Source organism: Variovorax glacialis, from assembly GCF_051216375.1.
Taxonomy (GTDB): Bacteria; Pseudomonadota; Gammaproteobacteria; order Burkholderiales; family Burkholderiaceae_C; genus Variovorax.
On the sequence record NZ_JBPJZT010000002.1, the window covers coordinates 254088 to 270543 of the forward strand.

The window sequence follows — 16456 nt, forward strand, 5'->3', positions numbered from 1 at the left end:
GGGGGTCTGCGCAGGGGAAAACCTATAATTTGACCACAGTTCCCACCCCCTCCAGATGAAGCTCCAGCCCGACAAATCCGACGTCCAGACACTCACGGCACACGGCCCCGGCTGGGTCGCCATCAACAATGAACGGGTCGAGTCCAGCGTGGTCGTCGGCTCTCGCGGCGAGCGATTCGACTGGAACTGCAGTCGCTTCGACGAGATCGGCGCAGAGCACTTCGCGCAGCTCACGTCCCTGGGCGCCGAATTGATCATCTTCGGCAGCGGGACACGGATTCGCTTTCCTCAAGCCGCCTGGCTGCAGCCTCTCATGGCAAAGCGCACAGGCGTGGAGACCATGGACACGCCCGCGGCCTGCCGCACCTACAACATCCTGGCGAGCGAAGGCCGTCACGTGGTCGCGGCGCTGCTCGTCGAGAGGCAGGACGCTGGGCAGTGAGGGTCATTTCGGGGTAAAATCGCGGGTTGCAAACCGGCGTCCCGCCCTCAGTTAGCAACGACCAATCCTTCATGACCCGATCGGATCGGGCATGGAATCAAACGGAGAAAACAAGTTTCATGGCGATCGTTGTCAACAAACCCATTCCCGAATTCGACGCCAATGCCACCGGCGGCCTGAAGGTCTCGAACACCTCGCATCTCGGCCACGTGCTAGTCATGTACTTCTACCCCAAGGACAACACGCCAGGCTGCACCACCGAAGCGATGCAATTCCGCGATCGCTACAAGGACTTCGAGAAGGCTGGCGCCACCGTTTTCGGCGTGTCCCGCGACAACATGAAGTCGCATGACGAATTCAAGGCGAAGCTCGAGCTTCCCTTCGAATTGATCGCCGACACCGAGGAAAAGATGTGCCACATGTTCGGCGTCGTCAAGAACAAGATCATGTACGGCAAGAAGGTCAAGGGCATCGAGCGCAGCACCTTCCTGATTGGCGCTGACGGCGTACTGAAGGCCGAATGGCGCGGCCTCAAGGTCCCCGGCCATGTCGACGACGTGCTCAAGGCAGTGAAAGCGCTCAAGAAAGCCGCTTGAACTGTGAAGTGTGTGAGGTTTTGCGCAATCGCGTTGGTGCGGCGCAACGAACGCCGGATGCGTCACACACGATGTGCATAATGGCCCAATGCCGTTGAGCTCCACGACCGCATCCACCGAACAAAGCCGCCCTGGTCTTCAGGCGGCTTTTTCGCTTTCTGGCCTCTTCTTTTTTGCGAGCGAACTGCCCCATGCCCTTGCCTCCCGCCCCCACGAAACGCGCCGCATTGCTTTCGCCGGACGCGCACGACGCGCCCGCCCGTTCTTCGCACGGAAGAAACGGCCGACGCTCGTCTGATCGCAGAACCGAAGACGCCGGGTCGAACGGGCCCCGTCCGCTTGAATTGTTCGACCGCCATGCCTCGGAAGCCGGCGGCGCTGTCGAAGCCCCGGCAGTCCCCAGGGCGAAGTCGCCGGCGCCCGCAATGCCGGAAGCACCGCAGCCCAACCATCGCGAGTCGCGGGTGAGCGCGCCGGTCGCAGCACCTCAGAGCCAGCCGCGCACCAAACGCAGCAAATCCAACGGCCCGGCCAAGCTGTTCGTGCTGGACACGAACGTGCTGCTGCACGATCCCATGTGCCTGTTCCGCTTCGAGGAACACGACATCTTCCTGCCGATGATCGTGCTGGAAGAACTCGATGGCCACAAGAAAGGCACGACGGAAGTCGCCCGCAACGGTCGCCAGACCAGCCGCACGCTCGACGCGCTCGCCGCGGCGCAGGGTGCGGACATTGCCAAGGGCCTGAAGCTAGACACCACGGGCCACCGCGAAGCCGGTGGCAAGCTGTTCTTCCAGACCGCGCCACTCGACTACACGCTGCCCACCAGCCTCCCGCAAGGCAAGGCCGACAACCAGATCCTGGGCGTGGTGCAGGCCCTGCGCGACCTGTACGCCACGGATGCGCCAGGGCGCCCGAAGCAGGAGGTGGTGCTGGTGTCGAAAGACATCAACATGCGCGTCAAGGCGCGTGCGCTGGGCCTCGCTGCCGATGACTACCAGAACGACAAGACGCTCGAGGACGGCGACCTCCTCTATTCCGGCTCGCTCGCCCTGCCGGCGGATTTTTGGACGCGCCAGAGCAAGACGGTCGAGAGCTGGCAGAGCGGCAGCAGCACCTTCTACCGGATCAGCGGCCCGATCGTTCCCAACCTGTACATCAACCAGTTCGTCTACTTCGAGGCGCCAGGCGAGCCGAGCATGTACGCGCGTGTGACCGAAATTCGCGACAAGACGGCCGTCCTCAAGACATTGAAGGACTACGGTTCGATCAAGAACGCCGTCTGGGGCGTGAACACGCGCAATCGCGAACAGAACTTCGCGATGAACCTGCTCATGGACCCGGACGTCGACTTCGTCACGCTGACCGGCACGGCAGGCACCGGCAAGACCTTGATGGCGCTGGCGTCCGGCCTGACGCAGGTGCTCGACGACCGCCGCTACACGGAGATCATCATGACGCGTGCCACGGTCAGTGTCGGCGAGGACATCGGTTTCCTGCCCGGCACCGAGGAGGAAAAGATGGGCCCCTGGATGGGCGCGCTCGACGACAACCTCGAATTCCTGGCCAAGGGCGACAGCGGCGGCGCAGGCGAATGGGGGCGTGCGGCAACCAATGAACTGATCCGCAGCAAGATCAAGATCAAGAGCATGAATTTCATGCGCGGACGCACCTTCCTGAACAAGTACGTGATCATCGACGAGGCACAGAACCTGACGCCCAAGCAGATGAAGACGCTGGTCACGCGCGCGGGCCCGGGCACAAAGATCATCTGCATGGGCAACCTGGCGCAGATCGATACGCCCTATCTCACCGAGGGATCGTCCGGCCTGACCTTCGCGGTGGACAAGTTCAAGGGTTGGCCGCACAGCGGTCACATCACACTGGCCCGCGGCGAGCGCTCGCGACTGGCGGACTTCGCCAGCGATGTGTTGTAGCCATGCCCCCAGGCTTGCTCACTTCGTGTAGCCGCCCACCCCCTTGCAGGGGGCGCCGCGAGCGGCCCGGCCTAGCCGGTTCCGCGACAGCTCCCGAAGGGGTGTGAGTGCACGCCAACAATTGATTCCAAGTTGCCGCGCAGGCTGCTGACAGGAGGTTGTCAGTAGCCCTCGCGCAGCATGGCGGGCATGAACCGCAGAAATTGGATCGCCGTCGCCAGCGCCGAACACGCCCGCCGTGGACGTGACAACCCGGAGGGCGGCTTCATGCAGGTCGGCCACGGCAAGCTCGCCCCCCTTAAGCGAATCGCTGCAGGCGACCGCATTGCGTACTACGCACCCGCCGCTACGCTGGGCGGCATCGACAAGCTGCAAAGCTTCGTGTCGATCGGCGTCGTGCACGGTGACGAACCCTATGAGGCGGACATGGGCAACGGCTTCGTCCCGTGGCGGCGCGACGTGCATTACGCGCTCGCGACCGAGACGCCCATCCTTCCCCTGATCGAGCAGTTCGACTTCGTCGAAGACCCGAAGCGCTGGGGCTACAAGTTCCGCTTCGGGTTGTTCGAGGTCAATGAGCATGACATTCGCCTGATCGCCGACGCGATGAAGGCTGCTTCCCGGGCGCTCGCCCTCTGATTTCACATGGAGCGGAACATGGAACCACAACTTCAGCGTCTTGATTCCTTCAACGTGGCGGGGGTCACCGCGCGAACGACCAATCGCGACGAGAGCGATCCACAGGCCGCCCAGATCGGCACTCTGTGGACTCGGTTCTTCGACGAGCGCATCTACGAAAAGACGCCGCATCGCGTCAACGACATGCGGCTCTTCGGCGTCTATTCGGCCTATGAAGCCGACGCGCACGGCGCATTCGACATCACGACCGGCGTTGCGGTTTCGGATGGACCGTCGGCGGTTCGGATCGAAGGCGAAATGCCGCAGATGGTGTTGTCCGTGTGGAACGCGATCTGGCAATATTTCGACGAGCACCCTGAAATCAAGCGCCGCTACCGGAGCGATTTCGAGGCCTACAGCGGCCCGGAACAGGTCGCCATCCACATAGGCGTTGAATTGGACTGACATGCCTCCGCCCACTGCGAGGAACGGCAAGAGCTGGCGGGAAAGGCTCGCCGGCTTTCCGAACCTGCCGCAGGTCAAGCCGATTCCGGAGCGCATGCAACGGCGCCAGGGACCGGGGACGATCGTGACGCCCTCCCCCCGCGAGGTGGACGATGCGATGAAGCGGGTGCCCGAAGGACGTCTTGTCACCGTTTTCGGCATCGGGCAGCAGTTGGCCAGCGAGCACGGAGCCACCATCGGCTGCACGGTGACGACCGCCATCTTCGCGAGCATTGCCGCGCAGGCGGCGGACGAAGAACGTCGGGCCGGGCTTCAGGACATCACGCCTTATTGGCGCACCTTGAAGGCCAACGGCGAACTCAATCTGAAGTACCCGGGCGGGCTCGATGAACTCATGCGGCGTCTTGAATCCGAGGGCCACACGGTGGTACAGCGCGGAAGGCGATTTTTTGTCAAGGATTTCGAGAAAAAGCTCGTTGGGCGCTAATCTCGCGCCATGCGCCGCGCAGATCGCCTGTTCCAGATCGTCCAATTCATTCGGGGAAGGCGGCTCACGACCGCGACCTTTCTGGCCGAGCGTCTGGAGGTGTCGGAGCGAACCGTGTACCGCGACGTGGCGGACCTGCAGCGCCAAGGCGTGCCGATCGAGGGCGAAGCTGGCGTCGGCTACCGCATCGGCGCGGGCTTCGACGTGCCGCCTCTGATGTTCACTCGGGACGAAGCGGCTGCTCTGGTTGCGTCCGCGCGGCTTGCGCAAAGCTGGGTCGACCCAGCGATGGCTCGGGACATCGAATCCGCGCTTTGCAAGATCCTGTCGGTATTGACGCCGGCAGCGCGAATTTCCGCCGAGAGCCTGGCGCTCTACGCGCCGGCCTATGTGCTCGACGAAGGAACGCGCACCCGTCTTCAAATCTTGCGGGAGGCAGTGCAATCGCGCCAGAAATTGCGCATGGACTACCGCGACGTCGTGGGTGCTGCCAGCCAGCGGATCGTGCGGCCGCTTGGCTGCTTCTATTGGGGCAAGGTCTGGACTTTTTCCGCCTGGTGCGAATTGCGCCAGGACTTCCGCGGCTTCAGGATCGACCGCATCGATCAGGTCGAAGTCCTGCCGGATCGCTTTCTCGACGAACCCGGCAAGACGCTGGCGGATCTGCTGCGGCGCCTGCAGGCGGATTCGCGGAGATACGACGCGCAGAAGTCGTAGCGGTCGGCGTACCAGCTACCAGCGATCCGATGACGCGGATCAGAAATCGGCGCCGCCCCCGGCAAGATTCTCGAACTTGGTGAGCGGCTTGAGGAAAGCCAGCTTGACCGTGCCCGTCGGTCCATTGCGATGCTTGCTGATGATCACTTCTGCAACGCCCGGCTCCTTGCTGTTCTTGTCGTAGTAGTCATCGCGATAGATGAACATGATGATGTCGGCATCCTGTTCGATGGCGCCGGATTCGCGCAGGTCGCTCATCATGGGGCGCTTGTCCGTGCGGCTTTCGACGCCACGGCTGAGCTGCGACAGCGCGATCACGGGGCACTTGAGCTCCTTGGCAAGCATTTTCAAACCGCGCGAGATTTCGCCCACCGCCGTGGCGCGGTTCTCGTCGTTCATGCTGCTCGACACGCTCATCAGTTGGAGATAGTCGACGACGATCAGTCCGAGCTTTCCGTACTGGCGCGCCAGGCGACGCGCATTCGCGCGAAGTTCGCTGGTCGTGAGGCCCGGTGTTTCGTCGATGTGCAAGGACACGTTGCGCAGCTTCTCGATGGCTTCGGTGAGACGAGGCCACTCTTCGTCGGTGAGCTTGCCGGTGCGCAAATGCCCCTGGTCGATCCGGCCGATCGAGCCGACGATACGCACCGCAAGCTGCGACGCGCCCATTTCCATCGAGAAGACGGCAACCGGCAAGCCCTCGTTGAGCGCGACGTGCTCGGCAATATTGATCGCCAGGGAAGTCTTTCCCATGGACGGACGCGCGGCCAGCACGATCATGTCGCCCGGTTGCAGGCCCGAAGTCATCTTGTCGAATTCGTAGAACCCGGTGCGCACTCCCGTGATGTCGTTGGGGTTCTCCGCCATCTCGGTCACGCGGTCCAGCAGTTCGACCACCAGGGAGTCCATGCCCTGGAAGCCCTGCTTCATGCGGGTGCCCTCTTCGCCGATGTTGAAGATCTTCTGCTCGGCCTCGTCCAGGATCTTGTCGACCGCCTTGCCCTGCGTATTGAAGGCATTGGTCGCGATCTCGTCGCTTGCGCTGACCAGCTTGCGAAGGATCGAGCGCTCACGAACGATTTCGGCGTAGCGGCGAATGTTGCTGGCGCTCGGCACGTATTGAGCCAGCGAGTTCAGGTACGCGAGCCCCCCGATCTCCTCGGATTTGCCGAGATTCTGAAGCTGCTCGTAGACCGTGATCACGTCGGCGGGTTTGCTGGCATTGATCAGCGTGCCGATGGCTGCGTAGATCAGCTTGTGCTCATGGCGATAGAAGTCGCTATCCACCACGACGTCGCCCATGCGGTCCCAGGCGCCGTTGTCGAGCAGCAGGCCGCCGAGCACGCTCGATTCGGCTTCGATCGAATGCGGTGGGATGCGCAGTTGCGCGATCTGGCGGTCGGCCGACGGGTCGTTATCGGCGTAGGAAAAAACGGCGGACATGAAACTCCTTGCAGCCTTGCATGCTAAGCCGCGCGACGCGACGCGTCACGTGGACAAGGCTGTGAATAATCGGTGATCTTCCGGTGCACCACGCGGGACAACATGGCCGGCCGAAAAAACAAAAGCCGCCCGAAGGCGGCTTTTGGGGACGCGCACGAAGCGCGCTCGACGATCAGGCGCTTTCGCCGTACACCGTCACGGTGATGTCGACCACCACATCGGTGTGCAAGGCAACGCTCACGGTGCTGTCGCCGACGGTCTTGATCGGACCGTTGGGCATGCGCACCTGCGACTTCGCAACCTTGTAGCCTTGCTTGTTTAGTTCCTCGGCGATGTCGTGATTGGTCACCGAGCCGAACAGACGGCCGTCGACGCCAGCCTTTTGCGTCAGTTTGACGGTCGTGCCGCCGAGCTTTTCACCCTGGGCTTGCGATTCAGCCAGCTTGGCGGCCGCAGCCTTTTCGAGTTCGACGCGCTTGGCTTCGAATTCGGCCTTGTTGGCTTCGGTGGCGCGGCGTGCGCGACCCGACGGGATCAGGAAATTGCGTGCGTAGCCGTCTTTGACCTTGACGATCTCGCCGAGCACGCCGAGGTTGACGACCTTGTCCAGAAGAATGACTTGCATGGTGTCTTGCTCCTTAGACGCGGTGTTGGTCGCTGTACGGCACCATCGCGAGGAAGCGTGCACGCTTGATCGCGGTGTTGAGTTGGCGCTGGTAAATCGCGCGCGTGCCGGTCAGGCGTGCAGGGATGATCTTGCCGTTTTCGCTGATGAAATCGCGCAGGGTGTCGATGTCCTTGTAGTCGATTTCCTCGACGCCAGCGACAGTGAAACGGCAGAAGCGCTTGCGCTTGAACAGCAGCGACTGGGTGTTGCGCTTCGGGCGCTTGTCTTTGTTGAATTTCTTGAACGTGGCCATGGTTGGACCTCTTGTCGAAAATTAATCTTGCTGAAAATCCTGGATGTGCAGAACCGGATGCTTTCCGTTGCCCGGTGTGGCCAGGAATCCCTGAAATCGCCAGAGACTTCCCAATGCCTGCCTTGCGAGTCGCTCGGCGACTGCGCCGAACGCGACGGCCTTGAGGGCCGCCTTGATCTGCCTGACCTGCCCTGCATCGGAGACTGTCGACTCGTGTTCAAGTCTCAGGTCGATGGCGGGCAATCCGGCAGGTGTGAAACGCAAGGATCCGAGTTCGGCGACGCAGGCAGTCAGCACGAGCTGATTGACTGCGACAGCACTCACACCATCAGTTGTTGTTGGCAGCGTATTCGGCCTGCTGGGCCTTGCGGGCCTCTTCGCGTTCGACCGTCTTCATCATCGACGAAGGACCGGTGTCGGCCTTCTTCTTGACCACGGTGAGGTGGCGCAGAACGGCGTCATTGAACTTGAACGCATGCTCGAGCTCGGCCATCACAGCTTGTTCAGCTTCGATGTTCACGCACAGGTAATGCGCCTTGTTGAGCTTGTTGATCTGGTAAGCCAGCTGACGGCGGCCCCAGTCTTCAACGCGGTGCACCTTGCCGCCGCCGGCCGTGATGAGGCCTTTGTAACGCTCCAGCATGGCCGGAACTTGCTCGCTCTGATCCGGATGGATCAGCAAAATGATTTCGTAGTGACGCATGGCACTCCTTGTGGATCTTCCGAGGAAGGGATTAAGCCACCCGCAGCGTCGGTCGCGGTGTGGCAAGGCAAAGCCGCAAATTATAGCAGTTGACATGCGCCTGCCGGCGCCTGCACAAGCTATCCGAGCAGCGCGCGCTCCAGTGGGACCACTTTCTCCGGGCCGACCGCGGCCCGAATCTTGGGAAGAAGCTCGAACAACTCCTCGAAATTCGAGGTTCCTTCGACCGACAGGTTGAGCCTGAATCCCCGAAGCCCAAGGCTGCCGGTCAGCTGCGTCGCAATCGGGTATGCATCCTTGTAGCGTTGCTGGCTCGAACGCTCGGACGTGGCCGACTGAGCCACGGGCTGGGCAGAGGCTGGGGCCACCGTCGGGGCGCGCGGCGACGGCTCAAGGACGGCCTGCATCGCCAACGCCGCCCCATTGGCCAAACCTTTCGATTCGCCCGGCTGCCCGAGCAGTCCGAGTTCGACCATCTGATCGATGTCCTCGCGGGCGATGCCCATCCCGGCCTCGAGCACGTCGGTCACCGAACGTTTGCCGTCGAAAAGTATGAACGCGGAGCGTTGGCGCGGCGTCAGCCGAAGAGATCGGTCCTTGAGCACCTGGTGCCCGGCTTCTGTCTTGACAAGAATCATGCGTTCCTCGGCGCGGAAGTCCTGAGGGCCTTGGAGGTCGCCGTGCGACTCAAGTGCGCGCTCTCGGAGGTGCGCCTCCCTGTATCAGCGAGTTTGACACCAAAGATTCATTTGGTTGCAAATACACCAACCTGACATGGGGATTACGGCACACTCCGTGATCAAAGTCGTTGCGCGGCGGTGACACACCCGCCGCGTCATTGCCTCAGCGCTTCGCGAGTTGCTGCCAGGTGTCGATCACGCTGTCCGGATTGAGCGAGATCGACTCGATGCCCTGCTCGGCAAGCCAGAGCGCAAAGTCCGGATGGTCGCTGGGCCCTTGCCCGCAGATCCCGACGTACTTGCCCTGCGTCTTGCACGCCTTGATCACGCGTGCCAGAAGCGCCTTGACGGCCGGATCGCGCTCGTCGAAGTCCGCGGCAAGCAGTTCCAGGCCGGAGTCCCGGTCCAGGCCCAGCGTGAGCTGGGTCAGGTCATTCGACCCGATCGAAAAGCCGTCGAAGTACTGCAGGAACTCCTCCGGAAGGATGGCGTTGCTCGGCACCTCGCACATCATGATGAGCTTCAGTTCGTTCTCGCCGCGCTTCAGGCCATGTTCGCCGAGCAGGGTCGTCACCCGGTGCGCCTGGCCGAGGGTGCGGACAAAGGGAACCATGATCTGCACATTGGTGAGGCCCATTTCGTTGCGCACGCGCTTGAGCGCTTCGCACTCCATGGCGAAGGCCTCGCCGAAATCCTCGCTCAAGTAGCGGGCTGCGCCCCGGAAACCGAGCATCGGGTTTTCTTCCTCGGGCTCGTAGCGGCTGCCGCCGATCAGCTTGCGGTACTCGTTCGACTTGAAGTCGGACAGGCGCACGATCACCGGTTTGGGCCAGAACGCGGCACCGATGGTCGCAATGCCTTCGGCCACCTTGTCGACGTAGAAAGCCCGCGGTGATGCGTGACCGCGGGCAACCGACTCCACCGCCTTCTTGAGATCCGCGTCGACATTGGGATAGTCGAGAATCGCCTTGGGGTGGACGCCGATGTTGTTGTTGATGATGAACTCCAGCCGCGCGAGACCGACACCGTGGTTCGGCAGTTGTGCGAAATCGAATGCAAGTTGCGGATTGCCCACGTTCATCATGATCTTGAGGTCGATCTCCGGCATCTCGCCGCGCTGGACTTCAGTCACTTCGGTCTCGAGCAGGCCGTCGTAGATGAAGCCCGTGTCGCCTTCCGCGCAGCTGACCGTCACCAGGGTGCCGTCCTTCAGCAGGTCCGTGGCATCTCCGCAGCCGACGACGGCCGGAATGCCGAGTTCGCGCGCGATGATCGCGGCGTGGCAGGTGCGTCCGCCGCGATTTGTCACGATGGCAGCCGCGCGCTTCATCACGGGCTCCCAGTTCGGGTCGGTCATGTCCGTAACGAGCACATCGCCGGCCTGCACCTTGTCCATCTCGCTGATGTTGTGCACGAGGCGCACGGGCCCGGTCCCGATCTTCTGCCCGATCGCCCGGCCTTCGGCCAGTACGGCGCCCCTTCCGAGCAGCTTGTAGCGCTGTTCGGCCTTGCCTTGTTGCTGGCTTTTCACCGTTTCAGGCCGCGCCTGCAGGATGTAGAGCTGCCCGTCGGTGCCGTCCTTGCCCCATTCGATGTCCATGGGGCGGCCGTAGTGCTCCTCGATCACGAGCGCGTACCTCGCAAGCTGTTCGACATCGGCGTCACTCAGCGAGTAGCGGTTGCGCTGCTCGGTCGGAACGTCGGTCGTCTTGACGAGCTTGCCCGTGGCGGCCTTCTCCTGGGCCGTTGCAAACTCCATCTGGATCAGCTTGGAACCGAGGTTGCGGCGAATGACCGACCGGTTGCCAGCACGCAGCATGGGCTTGTGCACGTAGAACTCGTCGGGATTCACGGCGCCCTGCACCACCGTTTCGCCCAGGCCGTAGCTCGATGTGATGAAGACGACGTCCTCGAAACCGGACTCGGTGTCGATGGTGAACATGACGCCAGCCGCGCCCAGGTCGCTGCGCACCATGCGCTGGACGCCCGCCGAAAGGGCCACGACATCGTGCGCGAAGCCCTTGTGGACCCGGTAGCTGATGGCGCGATCGTTGTAGAGCGAGGCGAAGACTTCCTTCATCTTGTGCAGCACGTCGTCGATGCCGACCACGTTCAGGAAGGTTTCCTGCTGGCCCGCGAACGACGCATCGGGCAGGTCTTCGGCGGTCGCCGAGGAACGAACCGCGAAGCTCGCCTGCGGGTTCCCGGCGGACAGCGTGGCAAAGGCATCATGGATCGCCTTTTGCAGGTCCTCCGGAAAGGGCTGCGCTTCGACCATCGCGCGGATCTCGGCGCCGGCGGCGGCCAGGGCCCGAACGTCCTCGGTATCGAGCTTGGCCAGCTTGGCGCTGATCTTGTCGGCCAATCCGTCGTGTGCGAGGAACTGCCGGAACGCGTGGGCCGTGGTCGCGAAGCCGGTAGGCACTCGCACGCCCTGGGGGAGTTGGGAAATCATCTCGCCGAGGCTGGCGTTCTTGCCGCCGACCGACTCGACGTCGGTCATCCTCAGGTTTTCAAACGGTACGACCAGGGCGGTCGCTGCGAAGAGTGCAGACATGGGAAAGCTCCAGAAGTTGAAACTGACGCTTCATGCAGGCGACGCAACGCGATCGTTCTTCTTGGTCTGGGCGCTGGCGGGAGATGCATGGAAAAAATTCGGACGGAAATGGCGGGTCGCATTCCCGATAATGGGCCGGATTGTAGGCGCGCCCCGGTTGGACGCGCCGCAGGACAAGGCCGCCAGATCATGCATACGCGCACTGTTTTCTTCGTATCCGACGGAACCGGCATCACCGCCGAAACCTTCGGCAACGCCGTCCTCGCCCAGTTCGAAATGAAGCCGCGCCACGTACGGCTGCCCTTCACCGACACGGTCGACAAGGCCCATCAGGCGGTGCGACGGATCAACCACACGGCGGAAATCGAGGGACTGCGACCCATCGTCTTCACGACCCTGGCCAACATGGAAGTCCTGGAAGTGATCGAGACCGGCTGCAAAGGGATGTTGCTTGACATGTTCGGCACTTTCGTCCGGCCGTTGGAAATCGAACTGGCCATGAAGTCCAACCATCGCATCGGCCGCTTCAGCGACGTGAGCAAGAGCAAGGAGTACAACGCCCGGATCCAGGCCATCGACTTCAGCCTGGCGCACGACGACGGCCAGAGCAACCGCGACCTCGACGGCGCGGACGTGATCCTTATCGGCGTGAGCCGCAGCGGGAAGACGCCGACCTCGCTCTACCTGGCCATGCAACACGGATTGAAGGCAGCGAACTATCCGCTGATTCCCGAGGATTTCGACCGTCGCCAGCTTCCACCGGCGCTGATGCCGCATCGGAAAAAGATCTTCGGCCTGACGATCCAGCCGGAACGCCTGAGCGAAATCCGCAACGAGCGCCGGCCGAATTCGCGCTACGCGAGCATCGAGAATTGCCGGCACGAGGTGAGTGAAGCGGAGGCGATGATGCGCCGAGCCGGCATCCGCTGGCTCTCGACAACGACCAAGTCTATCGAGGAGATCGCGACGACGATCCTGCAGGAGTTGCGTCCCGAACGCCTGACGTATTGAGCTCGCCCCCCGGGCTGCGCGCACTTCGTGTCGCTTCGCCTACCCCCTGCCGGGGGCAACACCGGCGGACCGGCGGAGCCGGATCCGCGGTGTTTCACGAGCAGGCCTGGCTGCGCCGGCCCTTGCTTTTATGCGAAGAGGTACTGGGTTGTGCCGTCGGCTGCTTTGACTTGCTGGCAGGGCATGGACCAGATGTGCTCGATCAGGGGGGGTTGCAGCACTTTCTCCACGGCGCCCTGGTGGAGGGTGCCGGCGCCCAGGACCACCACGTCATCGGCGTATCGACGCGCCAGGTTGAGATCGTGGAGGACCGCGACTACCCCGACGCCCTGCCCGGCCCAGCTGCGCAGCAAGCGCATGGCAGCGTGCTGGTGGGCCAGGTCGAGTGCGGCGGTTGGCTCGTCGAGCAAAAGCCAGCGGGGGCTGCCGTCGGGGCGCGGTTCCCACAATTGGGCCAGCGCGCGCGCCATTTGCACGCGCGACTTTTCGCCACCCGACAGGGTGTTGAGCACGCGCTTCGCGAGCGCCGTCACATCGGTCGACGCCATGGCGGCTTCGATGATTGCGTCTTCGTTGCAGCTTGGCATCCGCCGATGAGGGAACCTGCCGAGCGCGACGATCTCCTCGGCGCTGAAATCGAAGGCGACTGCACTTTCCTGGGGCATCAGGGCGCGGCGCAGGGCCAGCGCCTCGGTGCGGTGCGCTGACAACGGCAGGCCCTCGAGCAGCACACGGCCGCGGTCCGGCCGGCGCTGACCACCCAGCACGGACAACAGCGTGGATTTGCCGGCGCCGTTAGGACCCAGGATGGCGGTCAACCGGCCCGGGTGCAGCGTGATGTGGGCGTCCGAGAACAAGGTCCTGCCGCCGAGACGCACCTCGGCATCGGTGCATACGAGCGTCACAGGCGCCTCCGGAAATGTCGCAGCATCAGGAGGAACATCGGAACGCCGATGAAGGCCGTCAGCACGCCCAACGGCAGTTCCGTCGGCGCCATGACGGTGCGCGCCACCGTGTCTGCGGCCAGCACCAGCACGGCACCGAGCAGCGCGGAGCCCGGCAGAACCACGCGGTGGTCAGGGCCGGCGACCAGTCGCACCCAGTGCGGCGCGATCAGGCCGACGAAGCCGATGATCCCGGTGGTCGCCGTGACGGCGCCCACCGCGCAAGCGGTCACGAGGATGGCGCGCCGCTTGACCCGCTCGACGTCGACTCCCAGGAGCACGGCTTGCGCTTCGCCGAGTGCGATCGCATTCAGCGCCGCGGCCAGGGTCAGCCCCACGCACAGCGCCACGCAGACGACTGCGCCGACCAGCAGCACCGCGCTCCAGCGCGCGCCGCCCAGGCTGCCCAGGAGCCAGAACTGCAGGCTGCGCAACTGCTCGTCGGTGGCCATCACGCTCAGGAAGCCCAGTCCCGCCCCCGCCAGCGCATTGATCGCGATGCCGGCGAGCAACATCAACGCCATGCGCGTGCTGCCTTCGCTGCGAGACAGGCCATAGATCAGCAGCGTCACCAGGAAGCCGCCGCCGAAAGCCATGCTGACCAGCGTCCAACTGCCCAGTGTGCGCGGCAGTGCTGGCATGAGCCAGGCGCCCAGCACGATCGTCACACCCGCTGCCAATGCGGCGCCACTGCTGATGCCGATTAAGCCCGGGTCGGCCAGCGGATTGCGAAACAGCCCCTGCATGAGCGCCCCGGCCATGCCGAGCCCGGCGCCAGCGGCTACGCCAAGCACGAGCCGCGGCAGACGAATGTTGACAAACACCAGGTACTCGGGCGATGGATCCACCCCGCCTTGCCAGATGGCACCGAATACGCCCATCAACTGCGGTGCGCTGATCGCGTACGCGCCGGAGGCCGCGCCGACCACCAGGCTCAATAGCAATAGCGCGAGGCCACCCCCCAGGGTGCTGCGCATCGACAGCCGTCCGGTCATGCGGCGCGCAGACGCTTGTGCAACTCGCCGACGGCGATGGGCAAGCGCGGGCCGAATCCCAGCAACAGCAAGGCATCCTGGGTCACCAATGCCCGTCGCTTGAACGCGGGTGTCAAGGCGAGTTCCTGCCGCTGCCAGAACCTTTCCGCGCCGCCGTGCGCCTCGATGCTCTGGGTCGTCGTCAGAATCACGTCCGGCGCCGCGCTGGCCATGGCCTCGCCGGTCATTGGCCGGTAACCCTGAAAGCCCGACAGGCAATTGACGCCGCCTGCGAAGGCGATCACCGCATTCGCCGCCGTCTTCTCGCCGGACACCTGCGGACTCGCGCTGTGCGACAGCACGAACAGGGCGCGCGGCTTGCGCGCCGTGTCGGTCGCCACCCGCTTCTGCACTTCGGCCCATTCGGCATCCAGCCGCGCCATGAGGTCACGCGCCTGCGACTCGCGGGCCGCGGCACGGCCCACGGCCGCCACCTTGCGCGGTACCTCGCCCCAGGTGTGATCGGCCTCGACCAGTTCCAGCCTGATGCCCGCCGTGCTCAGTTGATCGAGCACGACCGGCGGCCCGGCCTCGGTCGTCGCGATCACTGCATCCGGCTTCAGCGACAGCAGCCCCTCGGCGGAGAGCTGGCGCATGTAGCCGACCTTGGGAGTCTGGCGGGCCGCTTCCGGATAGAGGCTGGTAGTGTCGGTACCGACGAGTTGGGATTCGGCACCGAGCACATAGCAGATCTCGGTGATGGCGCCGCCGATGGTCACCAGGCGCGGCGCGCGCGTGGCCTGTGCCAAGGCGGGCCAGGCGCCGACTGCTGCCGCGGCGCAGCCCAGAAGGCGCATCGCCTCGCGTCGATCTCGCAGCGTGGTCATCATGCTGCCGCCTCGAGGCTCGACAAGGTATCAACCAGGGCGCGCCAATCCTCACGCTCCGGCTGCCCCGGCTTGCGTGCACCGAAGAACATCGCCATCAGTCCGCCTTCGCGGTCGAACGCCTCGACGGAGGTCACGATGCCGTCGCTGGTGGGCTTCTCCACGATCCACACGCTGTCGATCAGGTCTTCGCGCAGATGCAGGTTGAATCCCGGGTCCAGCACGTTGAGCCATTGCATGCCGCGCATCTCCATTGGCTCGATACGCACCACGGGACCCGTGTGGATCTGGATGCAACCCGGGCTTCCGACGAAGACCATGATCGGCGTCCCCGAGAACGATGCTTCGTTGAGAAGCTCGCGCACGGCGAGCCGGCTTGCACGCTTCGTGAAGCCCCCTTCGGCCAGGCGGAAGCTCTGCTGGCGCTCGACCTCGAACTTGTTCAGCAGTCCGAAGAATTGGTGCGTGTCGGTCATGCCGCCCCAGGCTTCCGTCAGGGCGGCGCGGTCGATGTCGCCATCGGGCCGCGGCGCCGCCTTGGGTTCGGCGGGCGCGAAAACCACGCTCAAGTCTGCGTTGGCATGGGCTTGTGCGACCGACTCGAAGGCAGCGCGGTCGGTCGCGTCGCGGGCAAAGATCTTGTGCACCGCCGTGCCACTGGCATCGAAGAACTGGAGGCTCAGCGACGGGGGCTGGCCGCTATTGGCAGCCGCCTCGCTGATGAAGAAGCCGGCATGCCAACGACTGAAGAAGAGTCGCAAGTCGATCTCCTCACCCAAGGCGAGCCCCATCTGTTCGCCGCCGGAGAGATTCCGGTAGACACCGGTCTTCTCGTGCACCGTCGAAGTATTGCGGGTCAGCGCCAGCACGGGTCCGCACAGTTCGAGGGCCTGGAGCAAATCCAGCCACGGGCCTTGCAGCGGCGTCGCGCGCAGCGCGCGTTCATGTGTACCCGAATGGGCCGCGATGGCCTCGCCTTCGCTGATGCCGAGGGCCTCGGCGGCATCCTTGTGGCGCTTGCCTTCGGCACGGAGGGCGGCGAATCGTTCGCGTATCAGGTCATGGGTCATCATGA

General features: G+C 63.8%; 19 protein-coding genes. 8 read left to right on the forward strand and 11 right to left on the reverse strand.

Annotated features, from left to right (window positions below; all coding sequences use genetic code 11):
• Window positions 1–55 precede the first annotated feature (55 nt).
• The 7 genes from ACSFBL_RS05605 (at window position 56) to ACSFBL_RS05635 (ending at window position 5262) form a co-directional block, all read left to right on the forward strand.
• Complete coding sequence (locus tag ACSFBL_RS05605) at window positions 56–442, forward strand: Mth938-like domain-containing protein (RefSeq protein ID WP_435514762.1); 387 nt, start codon at window positions 56–58, stop codon at window positions 440–442.
• Window positions 443–561: 119 nt separating this feature from the next.
• Window positions 562–1038 carry a peroxiredoxin gene (locus ACSFBL_RS05610; RefSeq protein WP_021006537.1) on the forward strand — a complete coding sequence of 159 codons (477 nt, stop codon included), beginning with the start codon at window positions 562–564 and terminating at the stop codon, window positions 1036–1038.
• A gap of 191 nt (window positions 1039–1229) precedes the next feature.
• Window positions 1230–2975: a PhoH family protein gene (locus ACSFBL_RS05615; RefSeq protein WP_435514763.1), complete on the forward strand. Its 1746-nt coding sequence runs from the start codon at window positions 1230–1232 to the stop codon at window positions 2973–2975.
• A 189-nt stretch (window positions 2976–3164) separates the two neighbouring features.
• The gene (locus ACSFBL_RS05620) at window positions 3165–3614 is read left to right on the forward strand and encodes an EVE domain-containing protein (RefSeq protein ID WP_435514764.1); all 450 of its coding nucleotides are present in this window, start codon (window positions 3165–3167) and stop codon (window positions 3612–3614) included.
• An 18-nt stretch (window positions 3615–3632) separates the two neighbouring features.
• A complete protein-coding gene (locus ACSFBL_RS05625; RefSeq protein WP_435514765.1) occupies window positions 3633–4058 on the forward strand; it encodes a GyrI-like domain-containing protein in 426 nt (141 codons plus the stop codon).
• Window position 4059: 1 nt separating this feature from the next.
• A complete protein-coding gene (locus ACSFBL_RS05630; RefSeq protein WP_435514766.1) occupies window positions 4060–4545 on the forward strand; it encodes an MGMT family protein in 486 nt (161 codons plus the stop codon).
• A 9-nt stretch (window positions 4546–4554) separates the two neighbouring features.
• Entirely contained in the window at window positions 4555–5262 is a 708-nt protein-coding gene (locus ACSFBL_RS05635) for a helix-turn-helix transcriptional regulator (RefSeq protein WP_435514767.1), read from the forward strand.
• A 39-nt stretch (window positions 5263–5301) separates the two neighbouring features.
• On the opposite strand, the gene dnaB is transcribed toward ACSFBL_RS05635, so the two are convergent.
• The 7 genes from dnaB to ppsA all read right to left on the reverse strand — a co-directional run bounded on the left by dnaB (window position 5302) and on the right by ppsA (window position 11565).
• Window positions 5302–6705, reverse strand: a complete 1404-nt coding sequence (dnaB, locus tag ACSFBL_RS05640; RefSeq protein ID WP_435514768.1) for a replicative DNA helicase — start codon at window positions 6703–6705, stop codon at window positions 5302–5304.
• Window positions 6706–6877: 172 nt separating this feature from the next.
• Window positions 6878–7330, reverse strand: coding sequence for a 50S ribosomal protein L9 (gene rplI, locus ACSFBL_RS05645; RefSeq protein WP_435514769.1), 453 nt, complete (start codon window positions 7328–7330; stop codon window positions 6878–6880).
• A gap of 13 nt (window positions 7331–7343) precedes the next feature.
• The gene (gene rpsR, locus ACSFBL_RS05650; protein ID WP_007830781.1) at window positions 7344–7625 is read right to left on the reverse strand and encodes a 30S ribosomal protein S18; all 282 of its coding nucleotides are present in this window, start codon (window positions 7623–7625) and stop codon (window positions 7344–7346) included.
• 21 nt (window positions 7626–7646) lie between these two features.
• Window positions 7647–7949 (reverse strand): primosomal replication protein N, encoded by a 303-nt coding sequence (gene priB / locus ACSFBL_RS05655; protein WP_435514770.1) that lies wholly within the window; start codon window positions 7947–7949, stop codon window positions 7647–7649.
• Window positions 7950–7953: 4 nt separating this feature from the next.
• Entirely contained in the window at window positions 7954–8328 is a 375-nt protein-coding gene (gene rpsF / locus ACSFBL_RS05660) for a 30S ribosomal protein S6 (protein ID WP_028253450.1), read from the reverse strand.
• 119 nt (window positions 8329–8447) lie between these two features.
• Window positions 8448–8966, reverse strand: a complete 519-nt coding sequence (locus ACSFBL_RS05665) for a hypothetical protein (RefSeq protein WP_435514771.1) — start codon at window positions 8964–8966, stop codon at window positions 8448–8450.
• 205 nt (window positions 8967–9171) lie between these two features.
• On the reverse strand, window positions 9172–11565 hold the full coding sequence (ppsA, locus tag ACSFBL_RS05670; RefSeq protein ID WP_435514772.1) for a phosphoenolpyruvate synthase: 2394 nt from the start codon (window positions 11563–11565) through the stop codon (window positions 9172–9174).
• Between the two features lie 189 nt (window positions 11566–11754).
• On the opposite strand from ppsA, the gene ppsR reads away from it, so the two are divergent.
• Window positions 11755–12576, forward strand: coding sequence for a posphoenolpyruvate synthetase regulatory kinase/phosphorylase PpsR (gene ppsR, locus ACSFBL_RS05675; protein WP_435514773.1), 822 nt, complete (start codon window positions 11755–11757; stop codon window positions 12574–12576).
• 128 nt (window positions 12577–12704) lie between these two features.
• On the opposite strand, the gene ACSFBL_RS05680 is transcribed toward ppsR, so the two are convergent.
• Genes ACSFBL_RS05680 through ACSFBL_RS05695 form a run of 4 tightly spaced genes read right to left on the reverse strand, consistent with a single transcriptional unit; the run spans window position 12705 to window position 16451 of the window.
• Window positions 12705–13481, reverse strand: a complete 777-nt coding sequence (locus ACSFBL_RS05680; protein WP_435514774.1) for a heme ABC transporter ATP-binding protein — start codon at window positions 13479–13481, stop codon at window positions 12705–12707.
• Entirely contained in the window at window positions 13478–14497 is a 1020-nt protein-coding gene (locus ACSFBL_RS05685; RefSeq protein WP_435514775.1) for a FecCD family ABC transporter permease, read from the reverse strand. The genes ACSFBL_RS05680 and ACSFBL_RS05685 overlap by 4 nt, the downstream gene beginning before the upstream one ends.
• A 14-nt stretch (window positions 14498–14511) precedes the next feature.
• Complete coding sequence (locus ACSFBL_RS05690; protein ID WP_435514776.1) at window positions 14512–15384, reverse strand: heme/hemin ABC transporter substrate-binding protein; 873 nt, start codon at window positions 15382–15384, stop codon at window positions 14512–14514.
• Window positions 15381–16451: a hemin-degrading factor gene (locus ACSFBL_RS05695; protein ID WP_435515325.1), complete on the reverse strand. Its 1071-nt coding sequence runs from the start codon at window positions 16449–16451 to the stop codon at window positions 15381–15383. Before ACSFBL_RS05695 ends, ACSFBL_RS05690 begins: the two co-directional genes overlap by 4 nt.
• Window positions 16452–16456: the final 5 nt, after the last annotated feature.